The organism is Clostridium gasigenes (genome assembly GCF_900104115.1).
In the GTDB taxonomy this organism is placed as follows: domain Bacteria; phylum Bacillota; class Clostridia; order Clostridiales; family Clostridiaceae; genus Clostridium; species Clostridium gasigenes.
In genome coordinates, this window is record NZ_FNJM01000002.1 from 123,153 (window position 1) to 141,457 (window position 18,305).

General features: G+C 28.6%; 13 protein-coding genes and 2 riboswitches. Of the genes, 1 reads left to right on the forward strand and 12 read right to left on the reverse strand.

All coding sequences use genetic code 11. The annotated features are described in order from the left end of the window. The 3 genes from BLS77_RS05585 to murQ form a co-directional block, all read right to left on the reverse strand. A complete protein-coding gene (locus BLS77_RS05585) occupies positions 1-1,074 on the reverse strand; it encodes a MupG family TIM beta-alpha barrel fold protein (protein WP_089966792.1) in 1,074 nt (357 codons plus the stop codon). A 214-nt stretch (positions 1,075-1,288) separates the two neighbouring features. Next, complete coding sequence (locus BLS77_RS05590; RefSeq protein ID WP_089966795.1) at positions 1,289-2,650, reverse strand: PTS transporter subunit EIIC; 1,362 nt, start codon at positions 2,648-2,650, stop codon at positions 1,289-1,291. A 65-nt stretch (positions 2,651-2,715) separates the two neighbouring features. Continuing rightward, positions 2,716-3,621: an N-acetylmuramic acid 6-phosphate etherase gene (murQ, locus tag BLS77_RS05595; protein ID WP_089966797.1), complete on the reverse strand. Its 906-nt coding sequence runs from the start codon at positions 3,619-3,621 to the stop codon at positions 2,716-2,718. 711 nt (positions 3,622-4,332) lie between these two features. Between murQ and BLS77_RS05600 the strand changes: the two genes are divergently transcribed. Then, on the forward strand, positions 4,333-5,703 hold the full coding sequence (locus tag BLS77_RS05600) for a DUF2334 domain-containing protein (protein ID WP_089966801.1): 1,371 nt from the start codon (positions 4,333-4,335) through the stop codon (positions 5,701-5,703). A gap of 225 nt (positions 5,704-5,928) precedes the next feature. Here the strand turns inward: BLS77_RS05600 and BLS77_RS05605 are convergent, their stop codons facing one another. The 9 genes from BLS77_RS05605 to BLS77_RS05650 all read right to left on the reverse strand — a co-directional run bounded on the left by BLS77_RS05605 (position 5,929) and on the right by BLS77_RS05650 (position 18,182). Continuing rightward, entirely contained in the window at positions 5,929-6,375 is a 447-nt protein-coding gene (locus tag BLS77_RS05605) for a MarR family winged helix-turn-helix transcriptional regulator (RefSeq protein WP_089966803.1), read from the reverse strand. A 36-nt stretch (positions 6,376-6,411) separates the two neighbouring features. After that, the gene (locus BLS77_RS05610) at positions 6,412-7,161 is read right to left on the reverse strand and encodes an MBL fold metallo-hydrolase (RefSeq protein WP_089966805.1); all 750 of its coding nucleotides are present in this window, start codon (positions 7,159-7,161) and stop codon (positions 6,412-6,414) included. Between the two features lie 188 nt (positions 7,162-7,349). Continuing rightward, entirely contained in the window at positions 7,350-7,589 is a 240-nt protein-coding gene (locus BLS77_RS05615) for a hypothetical protein (protein ID WP_089966807.1), read from the reverse strand. A 263-nt stretch (positions 7,590-7,852) separates the two neighbouring features. Next, positions 7,853-8,035, reverse strand: a complete 183-nt coding sequence (locus BLS77_RS05620) for a ferredoxin (RefSeq protein WP_089966808.1) — start codon at positions 8,033-8,035, stop codon at positions 7,853-7,855. Positions 8,036-8,262: 227 nt separating this feature from the next. Next, entirely contained in the window at positions 8,263-10,701 is a 2,439-nt protein-coding gene (locus BLS77_RS05625; RefSeq protein ID WP_089966809.1) for a SpaA isopeptide-forming pilin-related protein, read from the reverse strand. 108 nt (positions 10,702-10,809) lie between these two features. After that, positions 10,810-10,893: riboswitch (cyclic di-GMP riboswitch) on the reverse strand. Positions 10,894-11,034: 141 nt separating this feature from the next. Further along, a riboswitch (cyclic di-GMP riboswitch) is annotated at positions 11,035-11,118 on the reverse strand. A 1,326-nt stretch (positions 11,119-12,444) separates the two neighbouring features. Continuing rightward, entirely contained in the window at positions 12,445-12,627 is a 183-nt protein-coding gene (locus BLS77_RS05635; RefSeq protein ID WP_089966808.1) for a ferredoxin, read from the reverse strand. A 73-nt stretch (positions 12,628-12,700) separates the two neighbouring features. Continuing rightward, positions 12,701-15,478, reverse strand: coding sequence for an endo-beta-N-acetylglucosaminidase (locus BLS77_RS05640; RefSeq protein ID WP_089966811.1), 2,778 nt, complete (start codon positions 15,476-15,478; stop codon positions 12,701-12,703). A gap of 282 nt (positions 15,479-15,760) precedes the next feature. Then, the gene (locus tag BLS77_RS05645) at positions 15,761-16,705 is read right to left on the reverse strand and encodes an ROK family protein (RefSeq protein ID WP_089966813.1); all 945 of its coding nucleotides are present in this window, start codon (positions 16,703-16,705) and stop codon (positions 15,761-15,763) included. A gap of 85 nt (positions 16,706-16,790) precedes the next feature. After that, on the reverse strand, positions 16,791-18,182 hold the full coding sequence (locus BLS77_RS05650; RefSeq protein WP_089966815.1) for a glycoside hydrolase family 1 protein: 1,392 nt from the start codon (positions 18,180-18,182) through the stop codon (positions 16,791-16,793). Positions 18,183-18,305 lie beyond the last annotated feature (123 nt).

Consider the following 18,305-nt stretch of genomic DNA (forward strand, 5'->3'; position numbering starts at 1 on the left):
TTAAGTTTGTCTAAAATAAAACTTTTTACCGTTATTTATATATTTTAATAGATAAAAGTCTTTATGTAAAACGGATGCTACATTATTTATTCTCTTATCAGCTTTTTGGTCACTTATTAGAATCTGAAGTTCCCCTTCATATCTCATATATTCTTCATTATCTATTGTTACATCGCCATATTTTTTATCTACTATATTAGTAGGTTTTATTTTATCACCATTAAGAATTAATCTACTTTCACTAGCCCTTATTGCATCTCTTGCATTATCTGGTCTTGAGCTATAAGTTTCTTTAAGTAATCTTAAACAAACCTCATCTTCTACTTTTATATCTACTCTTAATTCTACACCATCTTGTTTTAATGATGATAAATCTTTTAATTCTTTTTCACTTGGAAGAGAATCTCCAATAAATACTGATCCATTTCCAATAGCAAACAAATGATTTGCAGCCTCTCTCACTTCCATTCCTCTATGATCTTCAAGTGTTGGCAACCCATCTTTCATAGGACTTCTTCTTCTATTATTAGATTGAACAAAAGCACATATTTTTATTCCTCTTTCATTCAACATATTATTCTTTTGTATCATACACTCCTCTGAAATTCCGGTTCCTATTCTTGGATAGAAATTATGAAGTGAATCTATATTATTATAATTTGGTGAAAGTTTATCTAACTTTTCAAAGAATTCTTCTGTTATTGTAGATGCATTTAATTGAATTTGTATTCCATAATCATTTTTACTCATTTGTGATATTTCTTCTTCTGTATAACCAAAATCTATTCTTATTGTTTTAACACCCATATCTCTTAATCCTTTTAAATCCATGTTTTTTAAATCTAAAAATTTAAAAGTATTTGGAGATATATCACTTATTATATCCATATCATATTCTTTAGCTAATTTAAAAAATCCTCTTACTTCAGCCTTTAACACATCATAATTAGCCTCGGGAATATGTAACGAAGTAAATATTCTTGTATATCCTAATTTATGTGCATCATTTAATAGCTTTATGTTTTCCTCTTTTGTATTATCTAAACCAAAATAAACTGAAAATCCAAAACTCATAATATTTCCCTCCATTTTTTTATTATGCCTTAGGGATATGAAATAAAATACACCAACGGCGGGCAAGGCCACTAGTCAAAGATTATAACTAGTTATTTTTTCAAGTTCCCTTTTGCAACTATTATTTAACATACATTATACTTTTAAAAAGAGTGATAATAACATTAAATCTAATGTACTTACCACCCTTTTCTATAAAATTTCTACTATAATATTATTCTACTGGATCTTCAAATCCAAGCATTTTTGTGAAGAAGTATCCAGCTATATATGATGTTAAAACTCCTACTAAGAATACTAGCATCTTTCCATCTGCAATTAATAATGCAAGTGGTAATCCAGATACTCCAAGCGCAACTGCTCCAACTTTAAAGAATGCCATTACAGCTCCACCAACTCCAGCTCCTAAACAAGCTCCAAGGAAAGGTCTTCCAAGTGGCAGAGTTACTCCGTATATTAAAGGTTCACCTATTCCTAAGAACCCCGGTATCAAACCATTTTTCGCCATTTTCTTTAAACGTTCATTCTTTGTTGTCCTTAATACTGCGATAGTAGCTCCAACTTGAGCCATACCAGCTGTTGCAAGTATTGGAAGTAATACTGTAAACCCAACATTAGCTATTAAATCTGCATGTATTGGTGTTAATGCTTGATGCATTCCTGTCATAACTAGTGGCAGGAATAATGCTCCTGATATTGTTCCTGATATAACAGAAACTATCATATTATCTGATGCTATTGTTTGAGCCACTAATAATCCTATTGAATCTGATATAAATCCCCCTGCTGGTTGAAGTATAAACAACGCCGCAAGTACTGAAACTGTAAGTGTAACTAATGGTGTTACAAATAAATCTAAAACATCTGGTACAAAGCTTCTACAAATCTTTTCAACATAGCAAGCTAGTAGTACTACTAGTATTACTGATATAATCCCACCTCTACCTGGAGTTAATGCTACTCCAAAAAGAGTTATTTTAGCAAGTGATGCTGATGACAAAATACCACCAAGAACACCACCCATCATAGGCATTTGTGAACCAAACTCCTTAGCTGCGTTAACCCCAACTAAAATTGATAAAATCGAGAATACACCATTACCTATAAGTCCTATAATTAGTGCTGATGTTGTAGACTTATATACATCTCCAAAATACACACCGGCTATATTATTTACAGCAAGTACAAGTCCACTTGCTACAAATAAAGGTATTAACGGGATAAATATATTCCCTATTTTTTTAAGAGCGTTCTTAAACTTGGTATCATTTTTTTCTTTTAATTTAGCTTTAGTTTCACGTACTGCTTCTTCTCCAAGTAAAACATTTTTCCCTATTAGTTTCTTTAATTCTTCGGTTACTTTATTTACCTTTCCTGGTCCATAAATAACCTGTAATTGGCCTTTATTTTCTACAACACCTAAAGCTCCCTCTGATTTTTTTATTGCAACTATATCTGCTTTTGAGTAATCATTAAGTTCTAATCTACAGCGAGTCATACAGTTCGTTGCTGATTTTATATTTTCTTTCCCACCAACTAATTCAACTAATCTTTTTGCAATTTCTTGATTTGTCATTATAATGTCCTCCTTATTTTTTATTTTTTACTTACTATAATATATATTGTTTATTTATCTACTTATTAAAGATTTTTTAAAGCTTCAGCGATATAACCTTTACTTTCTTTTAATTTAAATCCTGCTTCTTCTTTTTCAAGTTTTGATAAAATCATGAATATAGCAAGCTTTACATCAAATTCTGTTTTACTTAAAACTTCAGCAGCTTCATTTATAGTTACTCCTGTTGCTTCAGCTACTATTTTTTTAGCTCTCTCAACTAATTTTTCATTTGTTGATCTTACATCTACCATTAAGTTCCCATAAACTTTACCAAGTTTTATCATGCTTCCTGTAGATAACATATTTAAAACTAATTTTTGAGCTGTTCCTGATTTTAATCTAGTAGACCCAGTTATTACTTCTGCCCCAACTACAGGCGCTATTGATATTTTTGCTTCTTTTGAAACAGCTGAATCCGCATTACACGTAACTGAAATTGTTAAAGCTCCTATTTCATTTGCATATTGAAGTCCGCCAATAACATAAGGTGTTCTCCCTGATGCTGCAAGCCCAACTACTGTATCATTTGCAGTTAATTTTCTTTCTTTTAAACCCGAAACTGCAAGTTCCCTTGAATCTTCTGCACCTTCTTTAGCTCTGAAAATTGCTTCTTGACCTCCAGCTATAATACCTTGAATCAGGTCTTCTGAAACTCCATAAGTTGGTGGACACTCTGATGCGTCTAATATTCCAAGTCTACCGGAAGTACCAGCTCCTATGTAAATTAATCTTCCACCTTTGTGCATTCTTTCAACAATACCATCTATAGCTTCTGCAATTTGAGGAAGTTCCCTTTCAACAGCTTCTGCCACCTTCTTGTCCTCATTATTAATTTTCTTAACCATTTCAATAGTTGAAATTTTATCTATATCTAAAGTATTTTGGTTTCTACTCTCTGTAGTTAATTTACCTAAGTTTAATCTATCCATTTTATTTTCCTCCGCTTTCTTTTATATTAGGGGCTTCAAAGAATAACTAATCAGATTCTGTTTTATTTTCTTTCAGCTCCATTACCTTGTTTATTATTATTTAATGTCTACGTTTACTTAAATTCTATGACTACGTTTTCATCTGTTGAATTTATAATAACATATTTAAAATTATATTTCAAGTATTTTTTTATTTTATGAAACGTTATTTCATAAATAGCTAAAAGTTATCCTTCTCTACCCACTATTATTCTCAATAAAAGAACTTTTTCAAACCATAAATTCCCTATTAATTGAATAATAGTAATATTATCTATTAATTTGCGATTATTTTGTGTATAATTGATATGTATTTATTTTTTAATATTAATACAACCAATATATAAATAATAAATATAGTTGAAGGTTTATTGCTTTTAGCTCCTCTGGCAATTATTGTGCCTATAATTTTCAATAAATTTAGAAATATTAAATCAATACTAATTCTATGTTTTTCAGTATCTATATTAATAGATTTTCTTTAGTATTTATTGCTTTTATTAGGAAATTTAAGATAAGTTAACATAGACTGAGTAATTAAAAATACATTATGTGGCATAATAGGATTTTTAGTATTTAAAATTATAAATAGCATACGGCATTCTTTTTAAAATAACGATTCAATACGCTAGTATATTTTTTAAGAATCCCTTACTTTTAGGAGATGAAAAAATGAAAAAAATTTTTATAATACTTTCATTAATACTTATTATTTGTTCTGGAATTACTTTATTAATTTGCCCTGGAATCTCACCACTAATACATAATAAATTAATTTTAAAATATGAAAATACTGAAGGTGGTAAATTTTTAAACAATATTAAGACAGAGACAACAATCAATGACGATTCAAATTTATTAACGGATGTTCCATATGAAGTTAATTTATATTTTAATAAAACCAAATTAAATTTAAGCAATAAATTATTACACAAATATAACAGATATTACGTTCCTATAACTGAATTTTCAAAATTCTTTGGAGAAGATATTCTAATAAACGATGAAGAAATTCAGATATCTAACGATGTAATTTTGAATATATCCGATAAAAATTACAAAAAAGATGATAAAACTATTTCATTAAGAGGCGATCTTCCATTTATAGATAGTGAATATTACATCTCTTTTTCTGATATATGTGAGATTTTAAATCTATCTACTTATTGGAGTTATAAGAATAACAATATTTATATCAATAAAACCAATGTTCCCAATTCCGATACTTTACGCAAACCTAAAAAGAAGCATAAAAAAGACGCTTATATTAGATTTGAGGATGTTGCGGCAGGAGATGTATATACTCAACAAGATACTTTGGAAAAATTAAGGATAATAACGGATTATATGTATGAGGAATCGCAAAATTTTAGTGTAGCATGGGTTCCAAGATATATTAATAATACATTACATATCGATAACGATGTTTCAGAAGATAATTCATTTGCCAATGCTAATTTCATATTTACTCTGGATCATTCAATTAATAGGGGTGGGAGTATAGTCCTTCATGGTTACACTCATCAATATGGCGATGCTAACAGCATTTCAGGTTCTGAATTTGGTGAAAAAGGGTATAATACTGAAAAAGAAATTAGAGAAAGATTGGAGTCTGCTATAACTCTTGCAACTAAGGTGAATATTCCTCCATCCGGTTGGGAAACACCACACTACCGTACAAATCGTGAGCAACAATTAATATTTGAAGAATATTTTAAAATACTTTACGAGCCATCCATAGAAAAGTATAACAAAAATATAATTACTAGCAAAAAAAATGGTCTTACTAAATTTATTCCTACTCCTTTAAGTTATATTAAGGATAACGATGTAGATACTATGATTAAAAATATTGAATCTAAAAATTCAGATACAGAGTTAAGTTTATTCTATCATCCAAGCATTGAAATTGATAGCGTACATGTATCATTAAGTGAAGATGGAACCATTAATTCTACTTATGATGAAAATTCTATCCTTAAAAAAATAGTCTCTTGTATTGATGTATTAGGCTATAGATTTAAAAGTATAGATGATTTATAACTCTAGAATAGTTCACGTTAAGTATTTGAAAAAATACCAAGTTAAGGCGATTATATATTAGCTTGTTATTTTTTTAGATACCCCTATCCTTACACTAGTATCTAAATATATATAAGCCATGCTTTTTTTAAAAGCATGGCTTATATATATTTAGCAATCTTCAAAAAGTTATATTAGTGATCTAAAATAAAATACACGAGAATCTGACTAGTTTTTTTAGCTCACTTATTCAACATATTTCTCTATATTATCTAATCTTTTTAACAAGTCTTCGAAGTCTTTCATATACTTCGAGTATTCATCTAATTCTAATCCTATGCTACACGCTAACCTTCCAGGAATATCTTTAGCTTTTTCTTCAAGCTCTATACCATTTTTAGTAATAACTATATATATTTTTCTATCATCTTTTTCATCTTTAATTTTATCTATATACCCATAACCCTCTAACTTAGTCACAATAGGGGTCAATGTGCCTGTCTTCATTTTCAATTTATAACTTAAATCTTTAAAAGATATTTTCTTATTTTCCCATAGAACCATCATAGTCAAATATTGTGGATATGTTAATTTAATATCCTTTAGCAATGGGCCATATATTCTAACTATACTTTTTGATATAGAATACACTTTAAAACAAAGCTGATTTTCTAATTTTAAATAATCATTCATAATACTTACTCCTATTATAATTATAAATTTATAATATTATAATTTCATAATTATTTTTTCTTTTAATGACTTTATACCTTCTGGGCTGTGAGTTGATAAGTAAACAGTATTATTCATTTTAATAAATTCTCTAATTTTATTTAAAGTTTCTATAGCTAAATCTTTATCTTCAAATACCACTGAAAGTACATTTTGTCTTAGTGCTTCATCTGTATAAGTTACATCTCCATGAAACATATACTGTAATCCATCAAATTCTGCTACTACTATGGAGTTTCCCTTTGTGTGTCCATAAGCAGGCAACATAAATACATTGTCCGCTATTTTTTCACTCTTTTTAAAATTCTTATATTCTCCATCTTTAAAATTAACTCTAACTATATTGTCTCCATTTAAATTCATAGCATCAGCTTCTATTTCCGATATATAAATTTTTGCATTATTAAATAATCTAAGTTCTCCACTATGGTCTGGATGTTTATGTGTAACTACAACTTTATCTATATCTTCTACTTTATATCCGGCCTGTTTTAATGCATCAACAAAATTATTAATCTTTTTACCAGCATATATCATTTGTCCCGGCTTTTCTTCCATATCTTTCATTTCCATAGGTAACCCCGTATCTACTAGTATAACCTCATTTCCTGTATCTATTAAATAACTTTGCAGACTAGATTCATAAAGTTTATCTTCATCTATCTTTTCTTTTTCAACAGACCCTCCAAATGCAAACCCCTCTTTCATATATCCTTTCTCATAAAACTCTAATGATACTATTTTCATTTTAAAATCCTCCAATACTTTTATTTTTAATTTTTAATCGCTTACGATTAATCTTATACGATTATATTAACTAAATTTGTTTTTCTTGTCAATAGTTTATTTATATATTAAAATTTAATATTTTCGCATTTTATTAATATATGCACATAAAAAAGAGACTAGATAATATAATCTAACCTCCTTTACGTTTAATTTTCCTTATCTATATTCTCAATTTTTTTATTTTCTTTTTGACAATCTTCGTCTTCACAATGGCATTTAGATTCTAATGTATCTTCTACTAATATTGATGTCTCTGTATTTTCTTCAATTGATGTTTTCTTGTATTGAACATTATCGTTTGGATTATCGATATTTGTACTACATATTACTGATGGGGTCATAGCTAACGCTCCTATTAAAGTTAATGACAATATTATTTTTTTCATTTTTTTCCTCCATATCTAATAGTTTATATCCTAAATTCTACAAACTTGAGCATCTTTTAAAAATAACTAGTTAAAATATTTCACTAGTGGCCCTGCCCGCCGTTGGTGTATTTTTTTAACTCCTTTATATTATTTGCATTTAATAATATTTTATTACTAACAAATTAAAATTTAAGACTATTTATAGAGTATATTAATTTATATTTCAAAAAACCGCACACCAAAAGGTGTACGGTAAATAATATTTATTTTTTATTTAACTATTATTCTTCAATTGAAATAGCTTCTACTGGACATCCCTCGCAGGCTTCTCTAACTGAATCTTCTGTTCCTGCAACAACTTCTCCAGCTACTGCAACTCCTGTATCTAAAGAAAATACTTCTGAACATGTTCCTTCACATAATCCACATGATATACAAACGTTCTCGTCTACAAATGCTTTCATCTTTTATTCCCCCTATGATTTATATTGAGTATAAATGTATTATCAGTCAATAATGATTATTTGTCAATACTTTTTAAACATTATTATCTATTCTAATATTATAATGTATTATTTTAGTTATCCACTCTTTTTACTAGTGGTACTGAACTCCTATTAAAATTAACTGTTATTTTAGAAAAAATACCTCTAGACTAAGGTTTTTTAGTCTAGAGGTATTTTTATATTTACTATTTCCTTTTTTTATTGAATATTATCAACGATACTATTCCGATTAATAAAACTCCTATATAACCTAACATTGATGAATCTCCAGTATTAGGAATATTAATTTTTGTTTTTTCTTCTTGTTTTTCTTCAACTAATATTTGTGATTTTATTATTTCTGGGCTTACCAATACTTCCTCTTCTTTAGTTGGTTCTATTTTTTCTGGTTTTATTTCCTCACCAGTTAATTCCGTTGTTGTTTCTTCTTTTACTTCTTCTTCTATTTCATTAACTAATATTTGAGGTTTTATTATTTTTGGTTTTACTAATACGTCCTCTTCTTTAGTTGGGTCTATTTTTTCTGGTTTTATTTCCTCACCAGTTAATTCCTCTGTTGTTTCTTCCTTTACTACTTCTTCTATTTCACTATAATTAATTATTGAAACTTCATTTTCAATATCTTTTAATTTTATTACTTTTCCTATATCATCTTTTAAAATTTCAATTCTATGATCTTTTCCATCTATTTTATAACCTTTAGGGGCTTTAATCTCTTGCAGATAATATATTCCAGGCTCTTCTAAATAAGATCTTATCATACCATTATTATCACTTACTATTTCTTTAATAGTATTCTTATCCTTATCTTTCAATATAAACCTAGCACCTTCTAGCACCTTATTCTTATCATTTTCATCTATTTTTTTAGCTTCAAATTTGAACCCTTTAGCTGTGCTAACTTCATTTGTTGGTATATCATTAATTTTAGCAATATTTCTAACTATTGTTCCATCTTCTACATTCTTAAAATCTACATATATTTTTATCTCAATACGTTCTCCATATAATAACGGTCTCTTATCATTAATAATTTTCACTATATTTGTGTTTTTATCTATGCTAGTAGTAAAACCCTCTGGTGCTTCTATATTTAATATTTCTAACCTTTTATCAATATCATCTGTTACAGTTAAATAATCTTTATCAAATAAGCCAAAGCAATCAAAAACTATAGAATATATTGCTTTTTGATCTTCTAAATGCTTAATTTGTTTTTTATCTACACTCTTTTCAGCATTAATAGCGCCTGCTGTTCTGTCATATTTTATAATATCTCCAACATCTTCTATTTTATTGTTATATTTAAGTTTTGCTTTGTTTTCATAATTCAGTTCTCTTGAAACTACTTTCATTTCATAAATAACAACATAATGATCTTTAATATCTCCAAAGTTTATTATTATTTTCCCATTTTCTACACTTATTTTATTTTTCATTTTCTCTGTTATCCAATTGAAATTTCTATTCAAATCATACGTGCCAATATTAATACTTTCCCTATTAACTTCCATTCCCTTAGGAATAATATCTTCTAATATAACATTCTGTAAAGATGATCCATTCTCATTAACATCGATCCTATATTTTACCACCTGGCCAATTGAAGTAACATTTATAATTCCACCATCTTTATCTTTCCCTTTATCAGTTGCATAACTACTTTTAGATAGAACCTTTTCCTCACCGACTACCTTATTTAATACGACAGTACTTTTAATACTTGTATTATCTTTATAAAGAACAGCAGTGTTCGTATATTTAAGTAGCTCTTTAGTTATTTTCGATTCATAACTAATAATATATTTACAATTAATATCACCTAATTGTATATCCAACACCTTATTATTTTTACTAACCATACCATCATTGGTAATATCTATTTGTTTATTTTCTCTATCAACTTTAATTATTTTTACTGACTCAGTAATTAATTCCATATCATCTGGCATATTATCAATTATTCTTGCTTTACCTAAGTTACTATATTTTTCATTTACATATATAGTATACTGTTTTATTTTCCCTACTATTTGACCGCTAACTTCACCTATAGTATTTCCATCATTATCAAATCCTACATGACCATCTATATCCTTAAGTAACTCTCGATCTACAATTACACTTGGTTTTACGGGGTCCACTATTATTGGTTCCGTTGGCTTTAATACAATATCAACGCTAGTTATTAATTTTCCATTAACCTGAACTTCTATTGTTTTTTTTTCTTCAGTTCCACCCTTAGATACTAAAGCTTTAATTTTTATATATCCTTGTACAGCCTTATAAGCATTCTCTCCAAATGTTAATGTTGTTATATCACCTTCAGTTTTCATATCCTTAAAATGTTCTTTTGGATATATTAATTTAAAATTTTTAAATTCCTCCGGCAATTTAAATACTAAACTATCATTTTCCTTTATATTTCCTATATTACCTTTAACCTTATATTCTACCATAAAGCTAATCTCTTCCCCATCACTATAAGTATTTTTATCTAATAATACCTTTACGTCTAATACAGAACTTGTAAATGCCGACACTGGAATTGCTAAAGCATTAATTAATATTACACTCACTATTGCTAATAATACTACTGATTTCTTTAAACTTTTCTTTATCATCTATTTTCCTCCTCTTTATATTTTTAGATGTTGTTTTATTTTTCTTTAATAATAAATATTGTTTTTTGCAAAAAAAAAGACTATTTAATAATTAATTTTTTAAAATTAATTATAAATAGTCGGTTGCACTTCTAACTTCATATATTCCAAGTGCCCAAATACAGAATATATTTCATAGTTCCTATATACATTATTTTGAATATTTTTAACAATATTCTTTCTTTTTTATTTACTTAATATTTATATTTTGCAAAATATCTTTTGACTTTCTTTTGATAATTGACATTATTTTTGCAAAAAAAAGACTATTTAATAATCAATTTTTTTAAATTAATTATAAATAGTCGGTTGCACTTCTAACTTCATATATTCCAAGTGCCCAAATACAGAATATATTTCATAGTTCCTATATACATTATTTTGAATATTTTTAACAATATTCTTTCTTTTTTATTTCAATTAATATTATAGCATATTATTTTATTTTATCAATATATTTATTCCATTTACTCCAATTGTTTTCCATTAACCATAATTCTAGCATCATTAAATTCAAAACTACATGTCGTCAATGTTATAATTTTATCCTTTTCGCCTATATCTAATTTGTTTAAATGTATTGATTTTACTTCTAATTTATTTAAATAAGTTAGATATGATTCTTTATTTGCAAAGTTATATTCTAAATATTCTTCTTTTGCATCGGTGACATATACAGAAAATATTTCATATCTTTTTATTTCATTATTACTCTTTAAGATAATAACCTGGTTAGAAAATCAATATTCTTAATAAAAACTAAAAGCTATAGAATTAATGGTATAACCACTATTTCTATAGCTTTTATTTTTTTCTATAAAGAATCGTAAAATAAATATGAAGAAGTTGTATCAATATAAATTATAATCTGCATTAATAACTTCTATAATAATATTATTTTTATCTACATTTACTAAGCTTACTTCTTCTGAAATATCTGCCCATTTATGTGCACAAACTTTAAATCTTGCAAGTTCCCATAAAGTATTGTTATGAGTTTATCTTGTAACATTTCCATATTGTATTTCAAAAGTGGCTTATATGCTATTTATATCAATTGTTAATGATGCCTTTAATAATATATATCTATATACCAGTTATCAAATCACATAGGTTTATTTTCAAATGACTGAAGTTCATTTCCTATAGATTCAGTTTTCAAATTTTCTTTATTTGCTGCTTTACTAATAAATGATATTATTTGTTCCTCAGCATCAAATTTAACTCTAAAGCTTGTGCAATACGATTAATTTTCTTATATTCCCCTACACTATTTTGATTTTCTCAATTCCCACCTTTTACTCTCTTTATTTAATTAAAATATAAAATTTCAATTAATTCTATATTTTATAATAGAGCTCAATACTCCCATTGTTAGATTCATTCCATATCCATCAATTACAAAATTAAGTTTCATTAATATTATTAGCCCTTGATAATTGCCTTCAGAGTTTAAAGGAGCTCTGGCTTCCTGCTCATCTAATGTAACCTCATAATTATTAAATTTAAATTTAAATGTATATGTTCCATTTTTATTTTTATTTTATCTAATTATACTAACTTATTTCTATTTTTGGAATTTATCTTCTAATTAATTTTCAAAATATGTGTTTAATAAAATTTATCCACAGTTTTGAAATCTATAGTAAAAAAACCGCACACCAAAAGGTGTACGGTAAATAATATCTATTTTTTATTTAACTATTATTCTTCAATTGAAATAGCTTCTACTGGACATCCCTCGCAGGCTTCTCTAACTGAATCTTCTGTTCCTGCAACAACTTCTCCAGCTACTGCAACTCCTGTATCTAAAGAAAATACTTCTGAACATGTTCCTTCACATAATCCACATGATATACAAACGTTCTCGTCTACAAATGCTTTCATCTTTTATTCCCCCTGTAATTTATATTGAGTATAAATGTATCATCAATCAATAATGATTATTTGTCAATATTCTTTAAAGAATACTATCTATTCCAAGAACATCTATTTCATATATTCTTACTGCGGAATCTGCTCCTTGACTTGGTTTTAGCACATTTATTTTTACATATTTAGCTTGAGTAGCTTTAAATGTATCAACAGTGTTTCCAAGTTGATTTTTAAGAACTTCAACTACTGGCGTAAATGTTACTCCATCTAAACTAGTTTCTATTGTATAGCTTTGAGTGTTCATACCAGGGTTTTCTCCACCAGCTTCTGCATGAGCCATACGAATTTCGCTTACAGTTTTAACTGCTCCAAGATCTATTGTAATATCATGAGGAGCTGTACCTGTTGCACACCATTTTGTATTAGTTTTTCCATCTAAAGCAAAATTAGGTGCTTCAGCAGGATTAACAAAGCTTGAGGCTGTAACTTGTTTATTTTGTGAAAGGTTTGTAAGTTCTGATTTAACCTTTGAACTTACTGTTATAAAATCTTCAATAACCTTAACATCTTCACCTTCTTTATTCTTAGCTGTTAAATTAACTGAATACACACCATCTTTAGCATAGCTAACTTTTGGGTTATTATCTGTACTTTTTTCTGTACTTGATCCTGGCATGCTCCATTCTACACTTTCAGTAACTGCAGAACTTATGCTTTCGAATGTTATTTCTTCACCAGGTGCAACTAATGTTTTTGATACTTTTAAATTAGCTTTAGGAATGTTATTTGCTGGCCATTCCATAACTACTTTATCTGATTTTCCTGATTTGTTGTTTTTATTAACAGCAACTACTTCAAATGTTGTTTTATCTGATTTATCATCTCTCTTAAGTGCATTTACAAAGAATCTATTATTTTGAGTAGCACCTAAGAATGAGCTTGTTTTATCATCATTAATCCTGTAAACTTCATAATGATCAATATCTTTTTCATCTCCTGCATCCCAAGAAAGTCTTGATCCTGCATACATATCCTCTTCTTCAAATTTAGCATCATCAAGTTTTAAGTTTTTAACATTAACTTTTTTGCTAGATTTCGGATCTTGTATTGTTATATTACCTAAGTTAAAAATTAAATTACTAACATTTTCTTCTGAAGATATTTTATAAGATATTGTTTTAATAGATTTATCAGTAAGCTTAGAAACATCATATTTTACAGTTGTCCATTCTGTTCCTATAGCCTTGTCAGCTTTTATAGTTTCAGTGCTTCCATCATGGAATTCTAAAACTAAATCAAGGTCTACTTGTGCACTTGATTTTGCTGAAGTAGTAAATTCAATACCTTTTTCAAGTTTAAGATCTGCACTGTAAAGCTTTATATTAGAAGATTTAGATCCTTCTAAATTTCCCATGAATTTTATAGAGTTACCACCATAAAACGCAGTTGCAAAATCCATAGTAGCATTTAATTTATTATTTCCTTCATTTGCAATTATCCATCTATAGCTTGGCATTATATCTCCAAGACTTCTATTATTCCAATCACGTTCTGATGCTTTCTCCCCATTAATAAAGAAGTTATATCCGTTACCCATATTGAAACTAGTGTTAAAAGGTAATGTATTTACAACTGATTTTTCAACAGCATAAGTTGAAATCCCCTTCCACTCTGTTCCTTTAGTTTCTGTATTAATAGTTGGGTTTTTAAATTCATTTACCCATAATCTATTTTCTTTATTTTCAAACTCTTCTATAGTTTCAGAAGAGAAGTATGTCCAACTTGGACAATATAAACCAAGAGATGTATAGTTTTTTCCTGGACCATTTTCAAACAAGTCCCAACGAATTGGAGTTCCTGTTCCATTTTCTTGCATATCTACTCCAGCATATACATCGTATGGATTTACTCCTACTTCTTCTGCTTTTTTATTAGAAGCTTTAAGCAATTCTTTTTCAACAAGCTTCTTATTAGTCCACCAGAAATTTAAGAACATGCTATCTGCAACAGCATTCTTATCTCCATCAACTAAGAAATAATCATTTTTATCAGTAAGTGCATTTTGCCAATCCATCTCACCATCTTTTGTCATAGAATCATACCACATTATCTCTAAATCATCATTAGCTTTACTCTTAAATTCTTTTATAAATTCTTGCATAAGAGCTGCATGTTCAATAGATAAGGGTGCTTCCTTTGTAGTTTCAGTTTCTTGGTTTATAAACCAACCATCAAAATTATAAGTTTTAGCAACTTCTATAAGTTTATCAGTCATAGGAAAATTCCCTGACTCATCTTTTTCTAAAAATTCATTAAGCCATTCCATCTTGCCGCCATGAGCTGTTTGAGGAAAGAATATCGTTCCTAAAACTGGAACCCCATTTTTATGAGCAGAATCAATAACATCCGCAGTTGGTGGAACTATTAGGCCTTCACCTGCAGATCCTCCCCAATAAACAAGCTTATCTATGTATTGCCAATAAGAAAATGTATTAGATGCAAATTTACTAGATCCTTGTGATGGATTTCCACTAGTACTAGCATTCATTATTGAAATAGCAACAACATTCATATCCTTATTTTGCGTAGCATTAACAGCTTCTAACTTTTCTGTGTCTACTCTCTTTGCTAAAGGTACTTTACCCATATTGAAAGCAGCATCTTTATCATCCTCTGCCTTCCAATTTAAAAGTTCTTCTGGAAACCACTGAGATGATATGGGTTGATTTGCTATAACAAATTTGTCAGCTTCCTCTGTAATACCATAGTTACTCTTTTTCTCACTTCTAGTGCAAGAAACAAGATTAAAACTAAAAGTAAGCGCTAAAAATGCAGGCGCTAAAAGTTTTATTTTTTTATTCATATAGTTATCCCCCTTAAATTTTAGAAGTCATTTTATAATTTTAAGGCCCCTTTTTTTATCTTAATTTTAGAGTGCTCAATTTAATGTGTACCCTGAAAATACAGATCAAATCTACATTTATATTCACTTTAAACCAACCCTTATCGAATACCATGTAAATCGATTACATTCAAATTTTACCATATTAAAAAGTACTTGAACAAGTGTAGTAATTTTAGATAATATGAATAAACTATACATTTACTCTATTTTTCTTATTTTCTATAAAATACGGGAAATAGACTAAATTAATAATATTGCTAAAGCAACTGCACCTATAACCCAGGCATCTGTTCCTAGTTGTGCTGGTACTATTTTGCAGCCAGAAGTCATTGTTTTAAGCCCTCTTTCATTAACAACTTCTCTAACTTTTTCAAAAACTACTTCACCAGCTTTTGAAACTCCACCACCTATTACTACAATATCTGGGTCAAAGGTATTAATAATATTTGTTACTCCAATACCTAAATATCTTAAAGCATTATCTCTTATAGAAATTGCAACTTTATCTCCCTTTTCTGCTTCTTTAAATACCTCATATGATGTTAATGTCTTATATTTCTTTAAACTTGTATCAATATTACTCAGCACTGCATCTTTTGCTCTTCTTGCTATTGCTGTTCCTGATGACAAAGCTTCCAAGCAACCTAGATTTCCACAATTACATCTTGCACTACTAAATGGATCCACAGTTGTATGCCCAACTTCTAAAGCATTTGTTGTTCTTCCTCTATATACTTGTCCATTAAGAATAGCTCCCCCTCCAATTCCAGTACTTACAGTTATATAAATCATATTTTCTGTACCGGCTCCAGCACCAAACATAAATTCACCAATGGCTGCTGCATTTGCATCATTGTCTAAATAAACAGGAATATTAAATTTCTCCTTTATGGGTGTTACTAAATCAAAATTTGTAAAGGGAAGATTTGCAGGCTCTATTATAATGCCCAATCTTGCATCTAATGGTCCTGGTGCACCTATTCCAATCGCCTTAACATCTTCTTTAGTGATATCTCTATCTATCATCACTTTATCAATTAATCTTATTATTCTACTTAATACTGCACTTTCACCTTCACTTGCATTAGTCTCAACTACTTGAGTTTCAATTATATTGCCTGATAAATCTGATAATGCACAACTTATTTTAGTTCCACCTACATCTACTCCAATTATATACCTCATACTAATATCCCCCAATCTATTTTCACACCCCTGGGGTGTTATTTTATACATTTATTCCATAAATTACACCCCAGGGGTGCTATAGTTAAAATCCGTTATTTTTTGAAACCTCTTTCATCCAGTGTCCTGATTTTTTGATGGTTTTTTCTTTAGTTTCTAAATCTAGTGATATAAACCCATATCTATTTTTATATGCATTATTCCATGACCAACAATCAATTGGTGTCCATAAATGATATCCAAAGCAGTTTGTTCCAGCTTCAATACCTTTATGTAACCACTTTAAATGATCTGTAATAAACTCTATTCTATAATCATCTTCTATTATTCCTTCAGCATTTTTAAACTTTGATTCTCCTTCTACTCCCATTCCATTTTCTGAAACATACCATGGTATATTTTTATAATTATCTCTTATGTTAATTGCCACATCATACATAGCTTCAGGGTATATTTCCCATCCTCTATGTGGATTTATTCTTTTTCCTGGCATATCGTATCTTTCAAAATACTTCTCTGGCATCCATCCATTAATTTTATCAAATTCAATTTCTCTTGCCATTATACGTGATGGTTGGTAGTAGTTAACCCCTAGGTAATCTACTGTATTTTCTTTTATTATATTATTTTCCTCTTCGTTGCACTCCCACATAACATTATCTTTTTTAAATATTTCAACTAATTTCTCTGGGAAAGTTCCATGTACCGCTGGGTCTAGGAACATTCTATTAAAGAACATATCTGCAATATTTGAGGCTTTTATATCTTCTTCTGAATTACTTCTTGGGTATGATGGTGTAAGGTTTAATATTGTAGATATTTTTCCACCATTTTTATCACACCCAAGGTCTCTAAATTCTTTAATTGCCTTTGCTGAAGCTAACGCTAAATTATAAGAAGCTTGCACTGCTCTCTTTCCATTAACAACACATGGATAATGGTGTTTATATAAATATTGACCTTCAATTATAACTATAGGCTCATTGAATGTTGCCCAATGTTTAACTCTATCACTAAACAGTTCAAATGCTTTTCTTGCAAACTTGGCAAATAAATCTACAACATGTTTTGATTCCCATCCATTATACTTTTCATATAATTCTACTGGTAAATCAAAATGATGTAAATTCATAACAGGTGTAATTCCAAGGCTTAAGCATTTGTCTATTACAGCATTATAAAATCTAACGCCATCTTTATCTACCTCGCAGGTTTCTAAATCTTTTATAAGTCTTGTCCATTGCATCGAAGTCCTAAAAGAATTTAAGCCTATCTCTTTTAACATTTCTAAATCTGATTCATAACTATTATAAAAATTTGATGCTACATTTGGTCCTACCTCATTAAAAAACTTATTAGGCTCTATATCAAACCAATAATCAAATACATTTTTATGAGGCTTATTAAACCTACCTTCACATTGTGGACCTGATGTTGCAGCTCCCCACCAAAAGTCTTTTGGAAAAATCTTATTCATATGCTTACCTCCATATTGGTTAATAATTTAAATTTTCTAATCTATATACCTTTCTATTAGTGATTTGAAAGAAAATAATAGACTAGCAAATTTGTCTATTATTTATTTTTTCATAACTTATAT